The organism is Aeromonas sp. FDAARGOS 1414 (assembly GCF_019047065.1).
Taxonomy (GTDB): domain Bacteria; phylum Pseudomonadota; class Gammaproteobacteria; order Enterobacterales; family Aeromonadaceae; genus Aeromonas; species Aeromonas veronii_A.
Window position 1 is genome coordinate 2691901 of sequence record NZ_CP077210.1, and the last position, 17066, is coordinate 2708966.

Here is a 17066-nt window from a genome sequence, read left to right on the forward strand (position 1 = left end):
GACGCCATCATGCCCCGTTTTGTTTTGATCACCGGTTGTTCCAGCGGTATTGGCCTCGCCGCCGCACAGGCGCTCGGGCAGCACGGTTTTACCGTGATCGCCTCGGCGCGCAAGGCGGAAGATGTGGCCCGTCTGCAGCAACAGGGATTGCTGGCAGTACAGCTGGATCTGGCGGATTCTGCCTCCATCGAGCTGGGTGCCAGTGCGGCGCTCCATCTGGCAGGCGGGCGCCTCTATGGCCTGTTCAACAATGGCGCTTATGGCCAACCCGGGGCGCTGGAAGATCTGCCCACCGAAGCGCTCAGGGAACAGTTCAATACCAACCTGTTTGGCTGGCACCATCTGATCCGTCAGGTGCTGCCGCCTATGCTGGAGGCCAAAGAGGGGCGGATAGTGCAGAACAGCTCGGTACTGGGACTGGTTGCCATGAAGTATCGCGGCGCCTATAACGCCAGCAAGTTTGCGCTGGAAGGTTATAGCGACACTCTGCGCCTCGAACTGGCGGGTAGCGGGGTACATATCAGCCTGATTGAACCGGGCCCCATCGATACCCGTTTTCGTGCCAATGCTCGCAACGCCTTCCTGCGCCACATCGATCCGGCTCAGAGCCGTCATCAGTCGGCCTACCGCCAGACCCTGACGCGGCTGGAAAAAGAGGGGGCCACCAGCGGCTTTACCCTCTCGAGCGAAGCCTGCATCCCGCCGCTGCTCCATGCGCTGACCCACGCCCATCCCAAGGCACGCTATCCGGTGACCACTCCGACCCGGCTGTTTGCCTTCTTGCGACGGGTATTGCCCACTCGCTGGCTCGACAAACTGCTGGCCAAATCGGCCTGATCCCGTGATGGGCGACAAGCATCCTGCCGCCCGGATTGAGTTAGCTGTATAGCGGCGTAATCCAATCCGCCAACCTGGTTTGTCCCCCTCTTCAGTAGTGCTCACCGTTGCTGTAGTAAGCGCTCTTGACCAGAGGGATCACCTGCACCACCACATAGGTCTGCTCCCCCAGCACCCGTTTCAAATGGCGCGTGATAAGGCGCGCGGCGGCGTCCTGCATCTCCTGCGGCCGCTCGAACCAGTGCAGCTCGACAAACGGAAAACCCACCTCTGACTCACCGTTGCGTATCCAGCAGCTATCAATCCGCTCCATGGTGACAAACTCCGGCTTACCGCCGGTCAGCTCGCAGAGCTCGGCCAGCAGCGGGCCGCTCACCTGTTGCAGGGTATCGAGCGTCACGGCGCGAAAACGAAGATGGGGCATGGCAAACCTCTTGGTTATCTGAAATGAGGACTTATCATAGGGGTTATTGTCAGCAAGAGAAGTCACCCGGCGCACATTAAGGATCCCCATGAGATTTCATCGCACCCTCTTTGCCTTCCTGCTCTGCCTGCTGCTACCGCTGCACGCCTTTGCCGATCCCGCCTTCTATCGGGTGAGCAAGGGCAACCTGCAACACTGGCTGCTGGGCTCCATCCATGCGGGCAAGTCTGCCCTCTATCCTCTGCCCGAGCCGGTGGAGCGTGCCTGGCTGCAGAGTCGCACACTGGTGATGGAGGTGGACATGAACAGCATCACGCCGGATCAGTGGCAACAGACCGGCTCCCTCACCCGACTGGTGGATGGCAAACCGCTCAAGGATCATCTGCCTGCCGAGCTCTATCAACGCACCCTGATGGCGGGGGCCCGCTATGGCATCGACGAGGCTACCCTCGCCACCCTGCGCCCCTGGTTTGCCGCCATTACCCTGACCCAGGCCGCCATGGCCCGCTCCGACTTCAAGAGTGAACTCGGGATAGACCAGCACTTTGCCGTCCGGGCCGCCAAAGAGGGCAAACCGGTAGTGGGTTTTGAAACCCTGCTGGAGCAGCTCGGTTATCTGGCCAGCGTGGGTGACAACCAGACCCTGATGCTCGCCAGCACCCTGGATGAGCTACCAATGCTGGAGAGTGGTTTCGCCGCCGTGATGAAGGCGTGGCAGCAGGGAGATGAGCCAACGCTGATCAATCTGCTCAAGGAGGAGATGGCCCCGCCCGCGCTACAGAGCTGGATGGAGCAGACCCTGCTGGCCGAGCGCAACCATAACTGGCTGAAAAAATGGTCCACCCTGCCCAACGAGAGCTTTATCGTGGTAGGCGCCCTGCACCTTTACGGCGAACAGGGGTTGCTGGCGTTGTTGGAGCAGCAAGGGTGGCGCATTACCCCGCTCACCACTCCAGGTCCGGTGCAGACTCGGTCGCAAGGAGTCCAGTGAGAACGATCACAGAACGCGCTGGTTATTAAACAACCTGCAAGGGAGTTGATCGGGATCATCCCGGACGGGGCAAAGAGGTATTTATCATGCCTGTCATCAACCGGGTGACAGGAGCAATAAAATGGACTTTTGGCTGGACCTGATGTTTGGCAACAGCGTGGGATTGATGTCGATGCTGGTGATTATCGGCACCTTCTTGCTCATCAGCTCTTACGCGGCCTACTTCATCTACAAGGTGATGCACTCGCAACCGCCTCATTCACAGCAACCCCATTCTCAACAGCCCAAAGAGGGAAAATAATCCTCTGACCACAGGCGGTAGCTCACACTGACCGCCTGTGCTGTTTTATGGTTCGCGACTGTGATTCCCGGGCCAGACTGCACCAGTGTCCATGCTGGGCGCCCCTTATCCCCTCCCCCTTTCCCCGTTTTCTGTGCCGGTTGCGGCCGTTATAATGGCCCCCACTTTTTCTTATGGGGAGCCTGCCGTGTCTCATAACGACGAACTCTCGCTATTCATGAATGCAGTGGCCGACGTGCGGCCCATTCGCAGCGACAACATCCATCCCCATGCGGCCAAATCCGCCCCGACCGAGGCACAGCTCGCTCGCCGCCAGGCTGCCACCGCCGAACAACTCGCCCTCGACCACCTCACCATGGAGGCCATCGAGATGCGCGATCCGCACGAAATCGTCGGCTTCAAACGCGATGGGGTGCAGGAGGGGGTCTACAAGAAGCTGCGGCTCGGCAAATACGAGCTGCAGGCCAGCCTGGACTTGCACCAGAAAACCCTCAATGAGGCACGCCAGACGCTGGTGCAGTTCATTGCGGATTGTGAAGTCCGGGATATCCGCTGCCTGCTGATCCTGCACGGCAAGGGGGAGCGCAGCACCCCGCGCGCCCTGCTGAAAAGCTATGTGAGCGCCTGGTTGCCGCAACTGCCCGCCGTCATGGCGATCCACAGCGCCGAGCGTCGCCACGGCGGCAGCGGTGCTCTATACGTGCTGCTGCGTAAAAGCGAACGCAAAAAAGTGGAAAACCGCGAACGGCACCAGAAGCGGCTCGGCTAATCCGCGTTTCGCTCCCACGTCTTTTGCCCGCCCGCATGAAGGTGGTCAACTATACAGCGGCGGTGTTAGCATCGAACGGCCCCGATCATGCCAGGTACGGGGCTGCATACCATCAGGGACGATAACAAGGACAATCCCATGTCATATCAAAAGCTTGAACAACATCAGCAGCAGATCCACCGCTTTAGCCACCTCGCCGCCATCTGCGGCTGGGATCAGGCGGCCATGATGCCGGAAGGGGGCAACGATGCCCGCGCCGAAGCAATGGCCGAACTCGGTCTGCTGATCCACCAGAAGCGCACCGCTCCCGAGCTGGGCGACTGGATTGCCAAGGCCGAGAGTGAGCCGCTCGATGAAGTGCAACGTGCCAACCTCGGCGAGATCAAGCGCCAGTGGCAAGATGCCAGCCTGCTGCCCGGTGAGCAGGTCGAAGCGCTGTCGCTCGCTGGCAGCAAGTGCGAGCACGCCTGGCGCAGCCAGCGCAAGAACAACGACTGGGCCGGTTTTGCCCCCAATCTTGAGGAGGTGGTGAAACTCTCCCGTGAAGTGGCGCAGCTGCGGGCCGATGCCCTTGGCGTGCGCCCCTACGACGCCATGCTGGCGCTCTATGAGCCGGGCATGACCAGCGCACGGCTCGATCAGATCTTCGGCGATCTCGCCAGCTGGCTGCCGGCTCTTATCCAGACCGTGAGTGAACAGCAGAAGGGCGATGCCCTGCTGCTGCCGCAAGGCCCCTTCCCCATCCCCACCCAGCAGGCGCTCGGTCAGGAGGTGATGGGACTGCTCGGTTTTGATTTCGCCCACGGCCGGCTCGATGTGAGCAGCCACCCCTTCTGTGGCGGCGTGCCGACCGACGTGCGGATCACCACCCGCTATAACGAGCAGGAGTTTGTCTCCAGCCTGATGGGCATAGTGCACGAGACCGGTCACGCCCGTTACGAGCAGGGGCTGCCGCGCCATCTGCTGGGTCAGCCGGTGGCCGAAGCGCGCTCCATGGCGATCCACGAGAGCCAGAGCCTGTTTTGCGAGATGCAGCTGGGGCATCATCCGGCCTTCCTCGCGCTGCTGGCACCACGCATTCGTCACCACTTCGGCGAGCAGGCGGCGTTTGCGCCGGACAATCTGGCAAAGCTCTACAGCCGGGTCGAGCCGGGCTTTATCCGGGTCGATGCGGACGAGGTGACCTATCCGGCCCACGTTATCCTGCGCTACGAGCTGGAGCGCGATCTGGTGGAAGGGAAGATCGAGGTGGCTGACATCCCCGAGCTGTGGGACGCCAAGATGCAGCAGTGGCTGGGGCTCTCCACCAAGGGCAACTACCGCAATGGCTGCATGCAGGATATTCACTGGACCGACGGCTCGTTCGGCTACTTCCCGAGCTACACCCTGGGCGCCATGTATGCCGCCCAGCTGCGTTTTGCCCTCGAAAAAGAGCTGGGCAGCATGGGGGAGGTGATCGCGGCGGGTCGCTTGCCGGAGATCTTCGGCTGGCTCGGGCGCCAGATCTGGTCACAGGGGAGCCTGCACAGCACCGACGAGCTGGTGCGCCGCGCCACCGGTGAAGCGCTTAACCCGCACTGGCTGCGCCAGCATCTGGAACAGCGTTATCTGAAGTGATGCTTGCTACACGGGTAACAAAAGACGGGGCCCTTTTAGTTGACCACTACAGGGCCCCGTTTTTATGGCGGTGCATGGCACAGCACGCCGCCACAACCATGCTGTAAAAAGAGAAAATTCAGAGAGGATCAGGGGAACCCAGCAACTCGCGCAGTTGCAGGATATTGCCCTCAGGGTCGAAGGCGTTGCGCACCACAAAGCCGGGCCCCGTCCACTGCTGTGGCAGCAGGCCGCCGCCGAGATCCGCCGCCTTCGCTTCTGCCCAAGCGAGGCTGGAGACGGTGAAGAACAGCTTGATGGCCCCCTCTTCCCGCAATTCCGGCGGCCGCTTGATAACAACTTGCCCGGTATAAGGCTCGGGAATGGCGTGGATCAGCAGCTGGATATCGCTGTTTTCCAGCACCACCAACTGCTCATCCTGACTGCAGACCACCATCTGCAGCAATGTACGGTAAAAGTGGGTCAGCAGGCCCGGATCCTTGGCATAGATCAGGGCACCGGCACGAGCTGGGCCTGGCATGGAGCACTCCTCAACAGTGAACGACTGGGTGGACAGATCTCCACCTTCTCACAGTTGCGCGCCCCATTCGATCCTTTTTAGCGGCTCGCCAGCCTCACTGCACAAAGTGCCACTGCCGCAGTGCCAACGTCGGAGGCGGCCCCTGATCGTCCCCCAGATCTGCCATGCCCAGCGCCTCGTCATAGTGCACACCGCCCGCACCGCTCTCGGTCAGGTGCTTGGCACGCACCGCCCCGTACAGACCGCCACTTCCGCTGATCTTCATCTCGGTGAGCGGGGCATAGAGAGCGGCATAGAGCGGCGTATTGCCCGACAGCTTGACCCCATCCTTGCCGCTATACGCGGAATAGATGGAAATAGCGGGCGTACCGCCAGCGGTCAGCCCCTGTTTGGCTGCCGTCACCTCGGCACCGGCCCCAAGATCGACCTTGCCGCTGACGATCAGGGTCAGGCTGCTCCCCTCGCTCACCGTCAACTTGTTGCTGCCTGTCATGGTGAAATCCTTGTCGATCAGCAGCACCACATCCCCCTTGATGGTGAGCTTGGCATCGGCCCCCATATTGAGGCTGTCGAGCTTGTAAATAGTCTGTTCCTTGCCAAACAGCTCCCCTTTGCCGGGGAACGGTAGCCCGGGCTTGTGCTGGTTGCTGCTGGTTACCGAGCCGGTGGAGGGATCCGTGGTCAGCACCATCTGCTGGGTGGCCCCGAGCGTCAGCGGGCCATTGATGGGCAATGTTGCAGGGGGGAACGATTTGGGCAACGCTGCCACATTGAGCGGGTCACACACCTGCCCGGCAACAGGCGGTAGCTTGGGATGAGTTCGGTATTGGGGCTCCAGATACTTCTGATGCTTGGCATCAAGGAATGCCCCGTTCCCACCATAGTTCAACTTGTCGCCAGCAATGCTTGTGCCATGACCCATAGAAACATCCCCATTGATCGCAACAGCTCCGGCAATATGCCCCCCTTGCAAGGCAAAATTTCCACTCCCGTTCACGCTGCCCTCAACCCTGACGACCCCATCAGAGGGAGAAATGGTGATATCGCCGCCAGCAAGTACATTACCCGCAACAGGTGAAGAACCTTTCAAGGTCACCGAGCCGGTCGCCCGCACATCACCCCAGATGGGGGAGTGCCCGGCGAGCACCACATTGGCCTTGTCGCTGACGGTCGCCACCTTGGCGTTCTGCCCCTGATTAAGGGTCCCGGAAACAGACTCCTTGTACGCTCCCTTGCGCGAGTCATAACTATCGATAAAACCGCTACCGGAGAGGCTTAGCCCTTCGCATGCCACTACCGAATCCTGAAAGATGAGATTGCCGGGCTCGCGCTTGAGGGCAAACAGCGCGTTGAGACTGGCATTGCCCTCCAGATAACGGCCATGGCTCTGCAACGCCAGTTTGCTGCCTGTAGAAGCATCCAGCTGATCGATGCGAAAGCGGCTGCCCGCCATGGCCCCTTCCCCCTTGCCTGGCACCTTCTGCACCAGTTGATCCCACTCTATCCGTGGTTCGGAGCCGAGCGCCTGATGCAGGGCGCGATAACTGTCGTTCATCCCCTGCTCGGCACTGAGCTGTGCATTGATCTTCTTGTGAAAATTGCCGCTCAGGCGGGTTTGCAGCTGGTTCTCCTGAATGCTGGTAAACACCAGCAGGCTCGACAGCAGGCTCACCACCAGCACCACCAGCAATACGGCTCCTCGCTGCCCCTGCAATCCCTTGTTCATCCTGCTCCCCCTGCACCGGATGTGGCCAGTGCTGCCGCCCAGACCGCCTTGCGGCGTGCCACCTGCACCTCTACCCCAGGCGCCAGATAGCTCGGCAGCCCTTCGGGCAAGATGCGGATATTGACCAGCGCCCCCTGCTGGCTGAATTCAAGATCCTGAAGATGGGCCAGCAACAGGCGCGGGCCATCCCCGTCATCGCAACTGAGTACCGGCGGCGTGAAGCGGTACTGCTCGGTAAAATCGGCGGTTTTCTGGTTGCCAAGGCAGGAGAGCACCGGACTGCCCCCCTCTACCTTGAAAGCCAGCGTCAGGCGATCAGGGGTGACCGCTATCAGCTGATCCGCCTGCTTGACGCTGTTGGTAAAGGTGAGAGTGGCAAAGCGCAGCACTTCGTTCGCCTGCTCCAGCGCCTTGCTCTGCTCAACCGTGCTCTTGATAGGCACGTAACCGGCAAAAATAGCCAGCATCAGCATCAGACCGAGCACCATGGAGATCATCAGCTCGACGAGACTGACACCTCGCTGTCGGAAGGGAACGTTCAGCATAGTGGCGGAAATCCTGCGTTCAGCTCAACCCGCCTGGCACCGGAGATCCGCGCATCACGCCACTCGATGGCGACCACAAAGTGGTCGCTGTAGCGACTAGGCAGCACCAGCTGGTGGCCCTCGTGCAGGGTGAAGCGGGCAAGAAAATCGCCCTGGGTGAACCGCTCCGGCTTGCGCTGTACTTCACACAGCGAACCCCAGATCTGCTCCACACTGTTGCTCGCCTCAATCGTGGCCAACGTACTCTGCAGGCTATAGTGCGCCTGCTGCAACGAGACCACCTGCCCCTTGGCGAGACCGAGAAATACCATCACCGCCAACACCATGGAGACCATGATCTCCACCAGATTGAAACCCTGCTGGCGAGCAGGCGCGGTGTGTCTCATGAGCAGCTCCCGTGCAGCAGCTGGCCGCTCGGCGCCACACAGAGCACGCGCTGCTCACCGAGGCGATTGGCCAGAATGATCTCGGCGTGGCTGCTACTGCCGGTTGGCGCGATCTTGATGGGGTCAAACGGCTTGATCACCACGCCGCCAGCAGGTGCTGCCGTCTGACGCAGCAACTTGCTGTCAGCCATCACCTCCCAGCCACCGTTCTCGGTGCCCTGCAGTACCACCGGCAGGGTCAGCTTGACCGCTTCGCTGCGGGCAAAGCGGTAGGCTGACGCGAGCTCGGTCGCACTGCGATCGAGTCGTTCGGCCGCGAGGCGCTGACTCATGGAGGGCAACCCGACTAGCAGCAAAATAGCGGCGATGCCGACCGTGATCATCAACTCAATCAGAGTAAATCCGCGCACGTTCATCTTATGATCCCCAGCAGTCATGGCGATTGGCCGCGCGATAACCGGTCTGATCGAGGGTCAGAGTGCCGCATTCATCCTGTTGTCGCGTCGTTGGAATGGCTTTGAGCAGATAGTCGCCAGCATCTTGCTGGCTGTAGCTGAACTGGTAGAAATCCGTGTTGGAAGGGGTGGCAAACGTGGCGGGATAACGCCCCTGTTGGGTATAGATACGTTCGAGGGCGAGCGCCTGCTCCAGCAATTGCTGCTGTGCTTCGTAACGACGTCCCTGTTGCAGATAACCCTGATACGCTGGCAACGCGATGGCTGCGAGAATGCTGACAACCGTCATGGCGATCAACAACTCGATCAGACTAAACCCCCGGCAATGGGACCATGCCTTACAGTCGTTCACTTATCATCCTTGGCAAGTGTTGTTATTGGTCGGCCTTGAGCCGCAGATGTGATGACTTAATAATCACCAGAAATTAACCGACTCAATTGAACAACACAAAATCACCACATTCAATGTAAAAAAGATAATTATGTGATCTTTTATTAATTTATAAGCAGTTTTCGCCGCCACTAATCTCGCTAAGCAAATAAAGCTAGACCAATCGAGCCTCCGACCCCATCCGTTATGAGCTCTTCTGCCGAGCATTGCCAAATGGACAACAACGGAGCGAAGAGTGAAACCCAACCGTGCAACGAAAGAGTAAAAAAACCTTTCGCCAATTTTTGCTATCCCTGTCCGTTTCTGGCTAGTCATGGCCCCCGAGCCCCCTTACTCTCTTGCCATCTATTCCAGCAAAGCCGCCAACACCATGAATGCAAAGCCCAGCCCAGAGTCGTCACCGGATGAGGTGATCAACACCCTCAGCCGTGAACAGTGTCACGCCGCACGGCTCGCCCGCGACGCTCGCTTTGATGGCCGTTTTTTTACCGGCGTCATCTCGACCGGCATCTACTGCCGGCCAGTCTGCCCGGCACGGCCACCGCACGAGCACAACGTGCGCTACTTCCAAAGCGCCGCGGCCGCCGAGCAGTATGGGCTGCGCCCCTGCCTGCGCTGCCGCCCCGAGCTGGCCCCCGCCGCCCGTGGCGATCTGCCGGTTGAACTGGCACGTCTGCTGGCGCGCATCGATCGCGGCGAGCTGGCGGAGGGAACGCTCGCCAAACTGGCCACTGAGGCAGGGATAAGCGAACGTACCCTGCGCCGCCAGTTCGAGCAGCACCTCGGCGCCTCGCCAAAACAGGTGGAGCAGACGCGCCGCCTGCTGCTCGCGAAACGACTGCTGACCGAAACAGGGCTGCCCATTACCGACATCGCGTTTACCGCCGGTTTTGCCAGCATCCGCCGCTTCAATGACGCCTGGCTGAACGCCTACGGGCTGGCCCCACGCACCCTGCGCCAACAAGAGGAGCATGCGCCAGAGCACATAGGCTCGGAGCCGCGCGGCGCAACGCTGACGCTGCAGTTGCCCTACCGTCCCCCGTATGATGTGGCGGCCATGCTGGCGTTCTACCGGCTGCGTGCGATCCCCGGGCTGGAGCGGGTAGATGGCGAGGTGTATGAGCGGCGCTACCAGGTCGGTGATCAGGTCGCGCTGGTGCGCATCGCGCAGGGCAAGGGGCACAGCCTGCAACTCACCGTTCATGATCTGCCGCTCGCGGCGCTACCCGATCTGCTCTATCGAGTGCGCCGGATGTGGGATCTCGATGCCGATATGCAGCGGATCGGTGATCTGCTCGGTCAGGATCCGCTGCTCGCCCGCTTGCAAGCGCGCTGGCCCGGCGTACGGCTGCCAGGTGGTTGGGATGAGTACGAAGTAATGCTGCGCGCCATCGTCGGCCAACAGGTCTCGGTCAAGGGGGCCATCACCATACTCGGGCGACTGGTAGCCCGTACCGAGGCGCAATTCGGGGTGGCGCAACTACCGACCCCCGCCCAGTTGTGCGAACTCGATCTCGACGGTATCGGCATGCCCGGCAGCCGTATTCGTACCCTGCGGGGCGTGGCACAGGCGCTGGCCAGTGGCGAGCTGACCCTCACGACAGCCAGTGACGAGCAGTTGCTGGCGCTGCCGGGTATAGGCCCCTGGACGGTCTCTTACTGGCGGCTGCGTTGCGGGCTGGATACCGATGCCTTCCCCGCCTCCGATCTGGTGCTGCAAAAGGCACTCGGAGGCGGCACCAAGCTGCCGGTAAAAGAGGGGTTGGCGCAAAGCGCAGCATGGCAGCCGTGGCGCAGCTATGCGGCCAGCTGGCTGTGGCATGCCATGAGTGAAGCGCCCGATTTGCTGCTCCATGCCACCAGCAATGAACAACAGCCAGATACCCAACAACAGGAGATAACCCCATGATCCGCTACGATATCCTGCCGACCCGCTGCGGCGATCTGCTGGTCGCCATCAATGAATCCGGTCTGGTGCACGTGGACTTTGTGGCGGGCCTGCGGGCACTGCCCGATATGAGTGGCTGGCAGCAAGATCACGGGGCACTGGCCCCCTTCCTCGCCGAATTTGACGCCTATTTTGCCGGTCGCTTGCAGCGCTTCTCCCTGCCCCTTGCCGCCAGTGGCACTGCTTTTCAACAAGCTGTGTGGCAAGCGCTGTGCGACATCCCCTACGGCGAAACTCGCAGCTACAGCGATATTGCCCGAGCCATCGGCAAACCGGATGCGGTGCGAGCAGTGGGCGCGGCAAACGGCCGCAATCCACTCTCGATCATCATTCCCTGCCATCGGGTGATCGGCCAAAACGGCAGCCTGACCGGCTATGCGGGAGGATTGGAGATCAAAAAAGCGCTGCTGGCGCTGGAATCAGATCGGCTTCCATTGTGACAATCCCTTGAGAGAAATAAACACATGGACAGGTAAAGGACTCGATCGCAGTGAAACCTTTTTTAAATGAAAGCTGTTAGTTGAATTGGCTAAAGCCCAGAAAGATCGAAATCAACTTCGTAAAGCTTTCTTTTTGCACAGATGAACTGACCATTCTCAATGGCACGAACATTTGACAGACTCCATGCCCAATAACCTGATTCCCAACCACTTGAACAGGCGGCAACGACCTCACTAGGCTGCCACTCATGAATCTCCTCAATATCAACGATCGCAACGGCCTTACCATAGGGGTCAATCGGCATGTCGCGAGATAAAAATACTGAGTTTTCAACAATCAAAAGATCGCGAATAGGGAGGTATTGAGGGCACCATGAGCGCACCTCCAACGTTTTCTTTCCTGAAGCAATATTTGCCCCATGCGGACTCACGATCGAAAGTGCGAGCATCAATACGTCCTTGTATTTTCCTGTCATGGTAAGAGCCAGCGTAAGGATGGGTAACATCTCTCAAGCCATTCAATGAGTTATATTGCCATTTGACAATATACTTGTCAGTCACCGTTTCAGGCTGCCCATCACATGCATTTCGCAGCGGTTGCAGTCAAAACGCAGGCGGAAGGTGTCTTTGCCCATTTTGAGTTCCAACGGCTCGGCCTTGAGACCAGGCACCTCGTTCGGGCAGAGGTTCTGGCTATAGCGGATGCAATGCTTGGTGATCATCAGCACCACTTCCCGCTCCTCCTTGTTCGCCTCATAGGCGGGAGCGATGCGCTCCACCCCGTGTTCGCGGAAGAACTGCTCGGCGGCGCTGTTCAGCACGTTGCCAAGGTAGGAGAGGCGGTGCTGGGGATAGCTGATATCCCGCAGGGCGATACGTCGCTCGGGGCGCTGGTAGCTGGCCACTCGCGCCACCTCCAGCGCGGCGATGCCCTCCCGGCGCAAACCGTTGAGCTGTGATGCGGCGATAAATAGCGGGTGAGTAAATGCCAACTCAATCTTGCGCGCCACAAACAGGGTATTGCCGAGTTTGCCGAGCTGGTCACGCGCCTGTTGCAGCGCCCGCTCCGGGTTGTCGGCAGGCTGTTTGTCACAAGGCACGGTCACTGCGGCACTGATGCCCTGCTCGTCGGTGAGCGTGAGGCTCACGCCCTCATCGCACTCTGCCAGCACCATATCGACCCGGATGCGACGATCCGCGCTCGCCTTCTCCAGCATCTTGCTGAACGCCTGATCGTGGTTACGGTAGATTTCGGTCCCCACCTTCAGCCCCGGCATACGTTCTGACAGAAGTAACTGCTTACCTTCGACCTTGTTGAGACGCATACCCACCAGCTCGTTATTCGGCTTGAAGAAGCCGAGACCATCGCCGTTGTTGAGGGTGACCTGTTTGCCATCGATCTCGATACCGTCACGGGTCACCTTGGTGACCCGCCCCAGCGCCTCTCCCACATATTTCGGGCTTTTTGTGGAGTCGATCCCCTGCTGGCGACCATGGAGGAAGTAATCGGTGCTGCCGCGGTTGAAGCTCTTTTTGGGGTCAGGCGTGAAGCTGTAGCTGCAACGACCCGCAGAGGCGGCGACCAGATCGGAGCGGCTATCCAGAATAGCGTCCAGCTTCTGGCGATACCAGGCGGTGACGTTCTTGACGTAGTCGAGCCCCTTGAGACGCCCTTCAATCTTGAAGGAGCGGATCCCCGCCTCGATCAAGGCCTCCAGGTTGTCGGTCTGATCCATATCCTTGAGCGACAGCAGGTGGCTGTCGGCCACCAGCACTTCACCGTCCGGCTTTTGCAGTGAGCAGGGCAGACGGCAGAGCTGGGCACACTCACCTCGGTTGGCGCTGCGGCCGGTGCGGGCATGGCTGATATTGCACTGGCCGCTGTAGGAAACGCAGAGCGCGCCGTGGATAAAAAACTCCAGCTGCACATTGGTCGCCGCACTGATCTCGCGGATCTGCGCAAGAGACAGTTCGCGCGCCAGTACCACCTGAGAGAAGCCCACATCCTGCAGAAATTTCACCTTCTCTGGCGTGCGGTTGTCGGTCTGGGTACTGGCATGGAGCGCGATGGGTGGCAGATCGAGGGCCAACAGCCCCATATCCTGCACTATGAGCGCATCTGCTCCCGCTTCATATATTTGGTGAGTCAGCCGCCGGGCCTGCTCCAGCTCGTGATCGTGCAGCAGGGTGTTGAAGGCGACAAAGACCTGGGAGCCGAAACGGTGGGCGTGGCGCGCCAGCGCCTCGATATCCTCGATGGAGTTGCCCGCCGCACTACGGGCGCCAAAGGCCGGCCCCCCCATGTAGACGGCATCGGCGCCATGGTTGATGGCTTCGATGCCGTAGGCGAGGTTCTTGGCCGGAGCCAGCAGCTCCAACCGGTTGTTGTGGCTTAACGGGTGCTTGTTCTGGTGCATGGTCTCGGGATCAGGGCAGACAGAAAATGGGCGCTACTCTAGCCCATTCACCACCCGCATGCCTTGATCCCGCTTAAGGTATCCGCAAAATGCAGGATTAGATAACCACCTTGAGTGCCAGTCCCAGCAGCACCAGCCCGCTCACCTTGTCGATGACAAAGGATTTGGCTTTAAGCCACGCCAGCACAGGCCCGCGGGAGAGCACCAGCGCCACCAGCACGTACCAGACGGCATCGATCCCGCCCGCGGTGAGCATCATGATGCCCCCTTCGCTCCAACCGGTATCGGCCCGCACAAACTGGCTGAACAGGGCGATGAAGAAGACCGCCAGCTGGGGATTGAGAAAGGCCACCATAAAACCTTCAAAGGCTCCCTGCCGACCACGCCGCTGGTGAACCTCTTCACTCGCTTCACCACTGGCTGGTTTTGCCAGCAGGGCTTTCATCCCAAGCCAAGCAAGAAACGCTGCACCGCCGTAGCGGATCAGATCAAACAGGATCGGGGTCTGGGTGATCAGGATGGAGAGGCCAAGCGCGGTAACCAGCGCATAGATACCAACCCCGAGGCCGTGGCCAAGCGCAGTGGCGACGCCATGCCCCTGCCCTCCCTGCACCGTGTTGCGGATGATCAGCGCCAGACTCGGCCCCGGGCTGATAGCGCCCATTACGCAGATTGCGGCCAGTGCCAGCCAACTCGTCAGTTCCATGCATTTCCTCTTTATATGCTCGATATGATGACCTGCCTTCAGAGTACGGGCTGAGCCATTATGCCAGTAGTGAAAGTTATGAATAGATTCCATAACCAATGGCTATGGCACCACACAACTGACTGCGGCTAACCGCCGAGCTCGAGCAGCTTGCGACTCTCGCCGACAGTACGTTGCAGGTGATCCCGCAGGAATGGGTAGGCCAGCTCGCGAAACCAGCGGTGGGCCGGATCCTGATGGTGGCGCTGGTGCCACAGCAGATGATACTGCTGGTCGCGGGTAGCAAATGGCAGATCGACAAAGGTGAGTTCATGGCCGCAGGAGAGCTGCCAGGCGATATGGGCCGGGGTAGTCATCAGGCAATCGGTGCGCAACAACACCTCCACCGCCGCCTGAAAGAAGGGAACTCTGGCAAACCAGCGCCGCCTCAGTCCCTGCGGCGCCAACACCTGCTCCACCGGGCTGTCCTTGTCGCCACCGCCACTCACCTGCAGGTGAGGCCAGGCGAGATAGTCATCGAGACTCAGCGCCTTGCCTGCCAGCGGATGGTGGCTTCCCATCAGCACCGCCAGTCGATCTTCCCCCTGATGCAGACCACGGATCTGCTCCGGTACCAGCTCGGTGATGGTGGAGACCAGATCCAGCTCCGACTGCCACAACTGCGGCAGCTGACGCTTGTCCCACAGGCTGTACTCCAGCGCCACCAACGGCGCCTCTTTGGCAAGCGCGGCGCAGATATCGGGCAGAATATGTTGGGCAACATAATCAGAAGAGGCGAGCCGAAATACCCGCTCGCAGCGGCTCGGGTCAAATCCGGGCGCCTCGTAGAGCCGCTCCAACGCACCGAGAGAATCCGCAAGCTGAGCGGCCAACAGTTCGGCCCGTGGCGTCAGCAGCCAGCGTTGCCCCTCCCGCACCAACAACTCGTCATCAAACTCGCTGCGCAACTGGGCAAGCTGCTTGCTGATGGAGGGCTGGCTCAGGTGCAGCAGCTCGGCGGCGCGACTGATATTACGGGTCTCCAGCAGCACCTTGAGGGTCGGCAACAAGTTGAGATTGGCTCTGAGCAAGGAGATACCCTCATCGGTGGGGAAACGCCTATCTTAGGGCAGAGGAGTCCCGCGTTTTAAGCAAAATTTCCTGCCATGTTCAGCACGTTGCAGCCCTTTGCGACCAGATGGCACAGCGGCCCCCCCCGCACATAACCATGACCACAAGATGACAGTGGTTGTCTCGTACGGCATAATTGCACGATTTTCCGCCCGCGGGCGATCCACTTTGAGAAGCGGTAACAAGATGAAATACGCCAATATCACCGGCTGGGGCAAATGCCTGCCTCCCTCCGTGCTGACCAACGACGACCTCAGCACCATCATGGATACGTCAGACGAGTGGATCTATCCGCGCACCGGCATCAAGGCCCGCCGGATCTCCCATGTCAGTACTTCGGATCTCGCCACCCTGGCCGGTCGCCGCGCACTGGCCTGCGCCGGTCTGGAAGCGAGCGATCTCGATGGCATCATCCTGGCCACCGCCACTCCGGACAACCTGCTGCCAAGCGCCGCATCTGCCGTGCAAAAGAAACTGGGCGCCATCAACGCTGCCGTGTTTGACCTCAACGCGGCCTGCACCGGTTTCGTCTATTCCCTCTCCGTCGCCACCTCGCTGGTGCAGACCGGCATGATGAAGAAGGTGCTGGTGATCGGTGCCGAACGCCTCACCTACCTGCTGGACTGGGCGCGCCGCGATACCGCAGTGCTGTTTGGTGATGGTGCCGGTGCCGTGGTAATCGAGGCGAGCGAGCAGGAGTGTGGCCTGATCGCCAACAAACTGGGCTGTGACAGCGAAGCGCGGGAGATCCTGCACGTACCGAACTTCGGTACCGATCGGGTGCGTTTTGCCGATATCGATGGGCTATTCACCTTCAACTTCGAAGGGCCGGAGATCTTCAAACGCGCCGTGCGCGGCATGGGTGAGGCCACCAGCACTGTGCTGGCGCAGGCCGGTATTGCGCCGGAGCAGGTCGACCTGATCGTTCCCCATCAGGCCAATATCCGCATCATCGAGACCCTCGCCAAACGGATGAATGCGCCGATGGAGAAGGTGATGGTCAACATCAAAAACTACGGCAACACCTCCGCCGCTACCGTGCCCATCGCCCTGTGCGAAGCGCTGGAACAGGGCCGCGTCAAGCCGAACTCCTATCTGCTGACCGCCGCTTTCGGTGCCGGCCTGACCTGGGGCGCAGCCATCATCAAGTGGGGCGATCGCGTCACCCCTATCAACAAGTGCGAGGCGGAACTGCCCCCCTGCGACCAGAGCGCACTGGAACTGATTGCTCACGCCGTGGAAGGTTGCCAGAAGGCTCACGCCAACGAGGCTTGATCCTCATCAGGAGCCTGAATCCTCAGGCTCCTTTCTCCCACCCCCTTCGCGATACTTTTCTAACCTGATCTCTTGAGGCTCCGGCAATGCCCACCACATCCTGAGCAGAGAGCCAACTTCGGCGTGATGAGCCTGAGCGCATAAACGTGATGAGCCTGAGCGCATAAAAAAGTCCGGCGCCCCAAAGGGCGCCGGACTTTTTACTGCA

At 60.1% G+C, this 17066-nt stretch carries 19 protein-coding genes; 8 read left to right on the forward strand and 11 right to left on the reverse strand.

The window, feature by feature from the left end; genetic code table 11:
* Nucleotides 1-9: 9 nt before the first annotated feature.
* The gene (locus tag I6L44_RS11930; RefSeq protein WP_216951930.1) at nucleotides 10-837 is read left to right on the forward strand and encodes an SDR family oxidoreductase; all 828 of its coding nucleotides are present in this window, start codon (nucleotides 10-12) and stop codon (nucleotides 835-837) included.
* Nucleotides 838-928: 91 nt separating this feature from the next.
* On the opposite strand, the gene I6L44_RS11935 is transcribed toward I6L44_RS11930, so the two are convergent.
* Nucleotides 929-1261: a DUF1904 family protein gene (locus I6L44_RS11935; RefSeq protein ID WP_216951931.1), complete on the reverse strand. Its 333-nt coding sequence runs from the start codon at nucleotides 1259-1261 to the stop codon at nucleotides 929-931.
* 88 nt (nucleotides 1262-1349) lie between these two features.
* Here I6L44_RS11935 and I6L44_RS11940 point away from each other — a divergent pair, with 88 nt between their 5' ends.
* The 4 genes from I6L44_RS11940 (at nucleotide 1350) to I6L44_RS11955 (ending at nucleotide 4939) form a co-directional block, all read left to right on the forward strand.
* Nucleotides 1350-2252: a TraB/GumN family protein gene (locus tag I6L44_RS11940; protein ID WP_216951932.1), complete on the forward strand. Its 903-nt coding sequence runs from the start codon at nucleotides 1350-1352 to the stop codon at nucleotides 2250-2252.
* A 121-nt stretch (nucleotides 2253-2373) separates the two neighbouring features.
* Nucleotides 2374-2553, forward strand: a complete 180-nt coding sequence (locus I6L44_RS11945; RefSeq protein WP_005338733.1) for a DUF3149 domain-containing protein — start codon at nucleotides 2374-2376, stop codon at nucleotides 2551-2553.
* Nucleotides 2554-2740: 187 nt separating this feature from the next.
* Nucleotides 2741-3322: a DNA endonuclease SmrA gene (gene smrA, locus I6L44_RS11950; protein WP_216951933.1), complete on the forward strand. Its 582-nt coding sequence runs from the start codon at nucleotides 2741-2743 to the stop codon at nucleotides 3320-3322.
* A gap of 138 nt (nucleotides 3323-3460) precedes the next feature.
* Nucleotides 3461-4939 carry a carboxypeptidase M32 gene (locus tag I6L44_RS11955; protein WP_216951934.1) on the forward strand — a complete coding sequence of 493 codons (1479 nt, stop codon included), beginning with the start codon at nucleotides 3461-3463 and terminating at the stop codon, nucleotides 4937-4939.
* Nucleotides 4940-5057: 118 nt separating this feature from the next.
* On the opposite strand, the gene I6L44_RS11960 is transcribed toward I6L44_RS11955, so the two are convergent.
* From I6L44_RS11960 to I6L44_RS11985, 6 genes are all read right to left on the reverse strand, one after another.
* Nucleotides 5058-5459 carry a VOC family protein gene (locus I6L44_RS11960; protein ID WP_159143128.1) on the reverse strand — a complete coding sequence of 134 codons (402 nt, stop codon included), beginning with the start codon at nucleotides 5457-5459 and terminating at the stop codon, nucleotides 5058-5060.
* 94 nt (nucleotides 5460-5553) lie between these two features.
* The gene (locus I6L44_RS11965; protein WP_216951935.1) at nucleotides 5554-7185 is read right to left on the reverse strand and encodes a hypothetical protein; all 1632 of its coding nucleotides are present in this window, start codon (nucleotides 7183-7185) and stop codon (nucleotides 5554-5556) included.
* Nucleotides 7182-7730 carry a PilW family protein gene (locus I6L44_RS11970; protein ID WP_216951936.1) on the reverse strand — a complete coding sequence of 183 codons (549 nt, stop codon included), beginning with the start codon at nucleotides 7728-7730 and terminating at the stop codon, nucleotides 7182-7184. The genes I6L44_RS11965 and I6L44_RS11970 overlap by 4 nt, the downstream gene beginning before the upstream one ends.
* Nucleotides 7724-8116: a prepilin-type N-terminal cleavage/methylation domain-containing protein gene (locus I6L44_RS11975; protein ID WP_159143122.1), complete on the reverse strand. Its 393-nt coding sequence runs from the start codon at nucleotides 8114-8116 to the stop codon at nucleotides 7724-7726. The genes I6L44_RS11970 and I6L44_RS11975 overlap by 7 nt, the downstream gene beginning before the upstream one ends.
* Entirely contained in the window at nucleotides 8113-8532 is a 420-nt protein-coding gene (locus tag I6L44_RS11980) for a GspH/FimT family pseudopilin (RefSeq protein WP_159143120.1), read from the reverse strand. Before I6L44_RS11980 ends, I6L44_RS11975 begins: the two co-directional genes overlap by 4 nt.
* 1 nt (nucleotide 8533) lies before the next feature.
* Nucleotides 8534-8923: a type IV pilin protein gene (locus I6L44_RS11985; RefSeq protein WP_216951937.1), complete on the reverse strand. Its 390-nt coding sequence runs from the start codon at nucleotides 8921-8923 to the stop codon at nucleotides 8534-8536.
* Between the two features lie 409 nt (nucleotides 8924-9332).
* Between I6L44_RS11985 and I6L44_RS11990 the strand changes: the two genes are divergently transcribed.
* Together I6L44_RS11990 and I6L44_RS11995 are read left to right on the forward strand one after the other, a co-directional pair.
* Nucleotides 9333-10871 carry an AlkA N-terminal domain-containing protein gene (locus I6L44_RS11990; RefSeq protein WP_159143116.1) on the forward strand — a complete coding sequence of 513 codons (1539 nt, stop codon included), beginning with the start codon at nucleotides 9333-9335 and terminating at the stop codon, nucleotides 10869-10871.
* Nucleotides 10868-11350 carry a methylated-DNA--[protein]-cysteine S-methyltransferase gene (locus I6L44_RS11995; protein ID WP_216951938.1) on the forward strand — a complete coding sequence of 161 codons (483 nt, stop codon included), beginning with the start codon at nucleotides 10868-10870 and terminating at the stop codon, nucleotides 11348-11350. Before I6L44_RS11990 ends, I6L44_RS11995 begins: the two co-directional genes overlap by 4 nt.
* 89 nt (nucleotides 11351-11439) lie before the next feature.
* Here the strand turns inward: I6L44_RS11995 and I6L44_RS12000 are convergent, their stop codons facing one another.
* The 4 genes from I6L44_RS12000 to I6L44_RS12015 all read right to left on the reverse strand — a co-directional run bounded on the left by I6L44_RS12000 (nucleotide 11440) and on the right by I6L44_RS12015 (nucleotide 15543).
* Nucleotides 11440-11856, reverse strand: a complete 417-nt coding sequence (locus I6L44_RS12000; RefSeq protein WP_254204218.1) for an ASCH domain-containing protein — start codon at nucleotides 11854-11856, stop codon at nucleotides 11440-11442.
* 51 nt (nucleotides 11857-11907) lie between these two features.
* Complete coding sequence (locus I6L44_RS12005) at nucleotides 11908-13767, reverse strand: U32 family peptidase (RefSeq protein WP_216951939.1); 1860 nt, start codon at nucleotides 13765-13767, stop codon at nucleotides 11908-11910.
* A gap of 97 nt (nucleotides 13768-13864) precedes the next feature.
* A complete protein-coding gene (locus I6L44_RS12010; RefSeq protein WP_216951940.1) occupies nucleotides 13865-14473 on the reverse strand; it encodes a LysE family translocator in 609 nt (202 codons plus the stop codon).
* 128 nt (nucleotides 14474-14601) lie between these two features.
* Entirely contained in the window at nucleotides 14602-15543 is a 942-nt protein-coding gene (locus tag I6L44_RS12015; RefSeq protein ID WP_216951941.1) for a LysR family transcriptional regulator, read from the reverse strand.
* 226 nt (nucleotides 15544-15769) lie between these two features.
* Between I6L44_RS12015 and I6L44_RS12020 the strand changes: the two genes are divergently transcribed.
* The gene (locus I6L44_RS12020; protein ID WP_216951942.1) at nucleotides 15770-16858 is read left to right on the forward strand and encodes a ketoacyl-ACP synthase III; all 1089 of its coding nucleotides are present in this window, start codon (nucleotides 15770-15772) and stop codon (nucleotides 16856-16858) included.
* The last annotated feature ends 208 nt before the right edge of the window (nucleotides 16859-17066 follow it).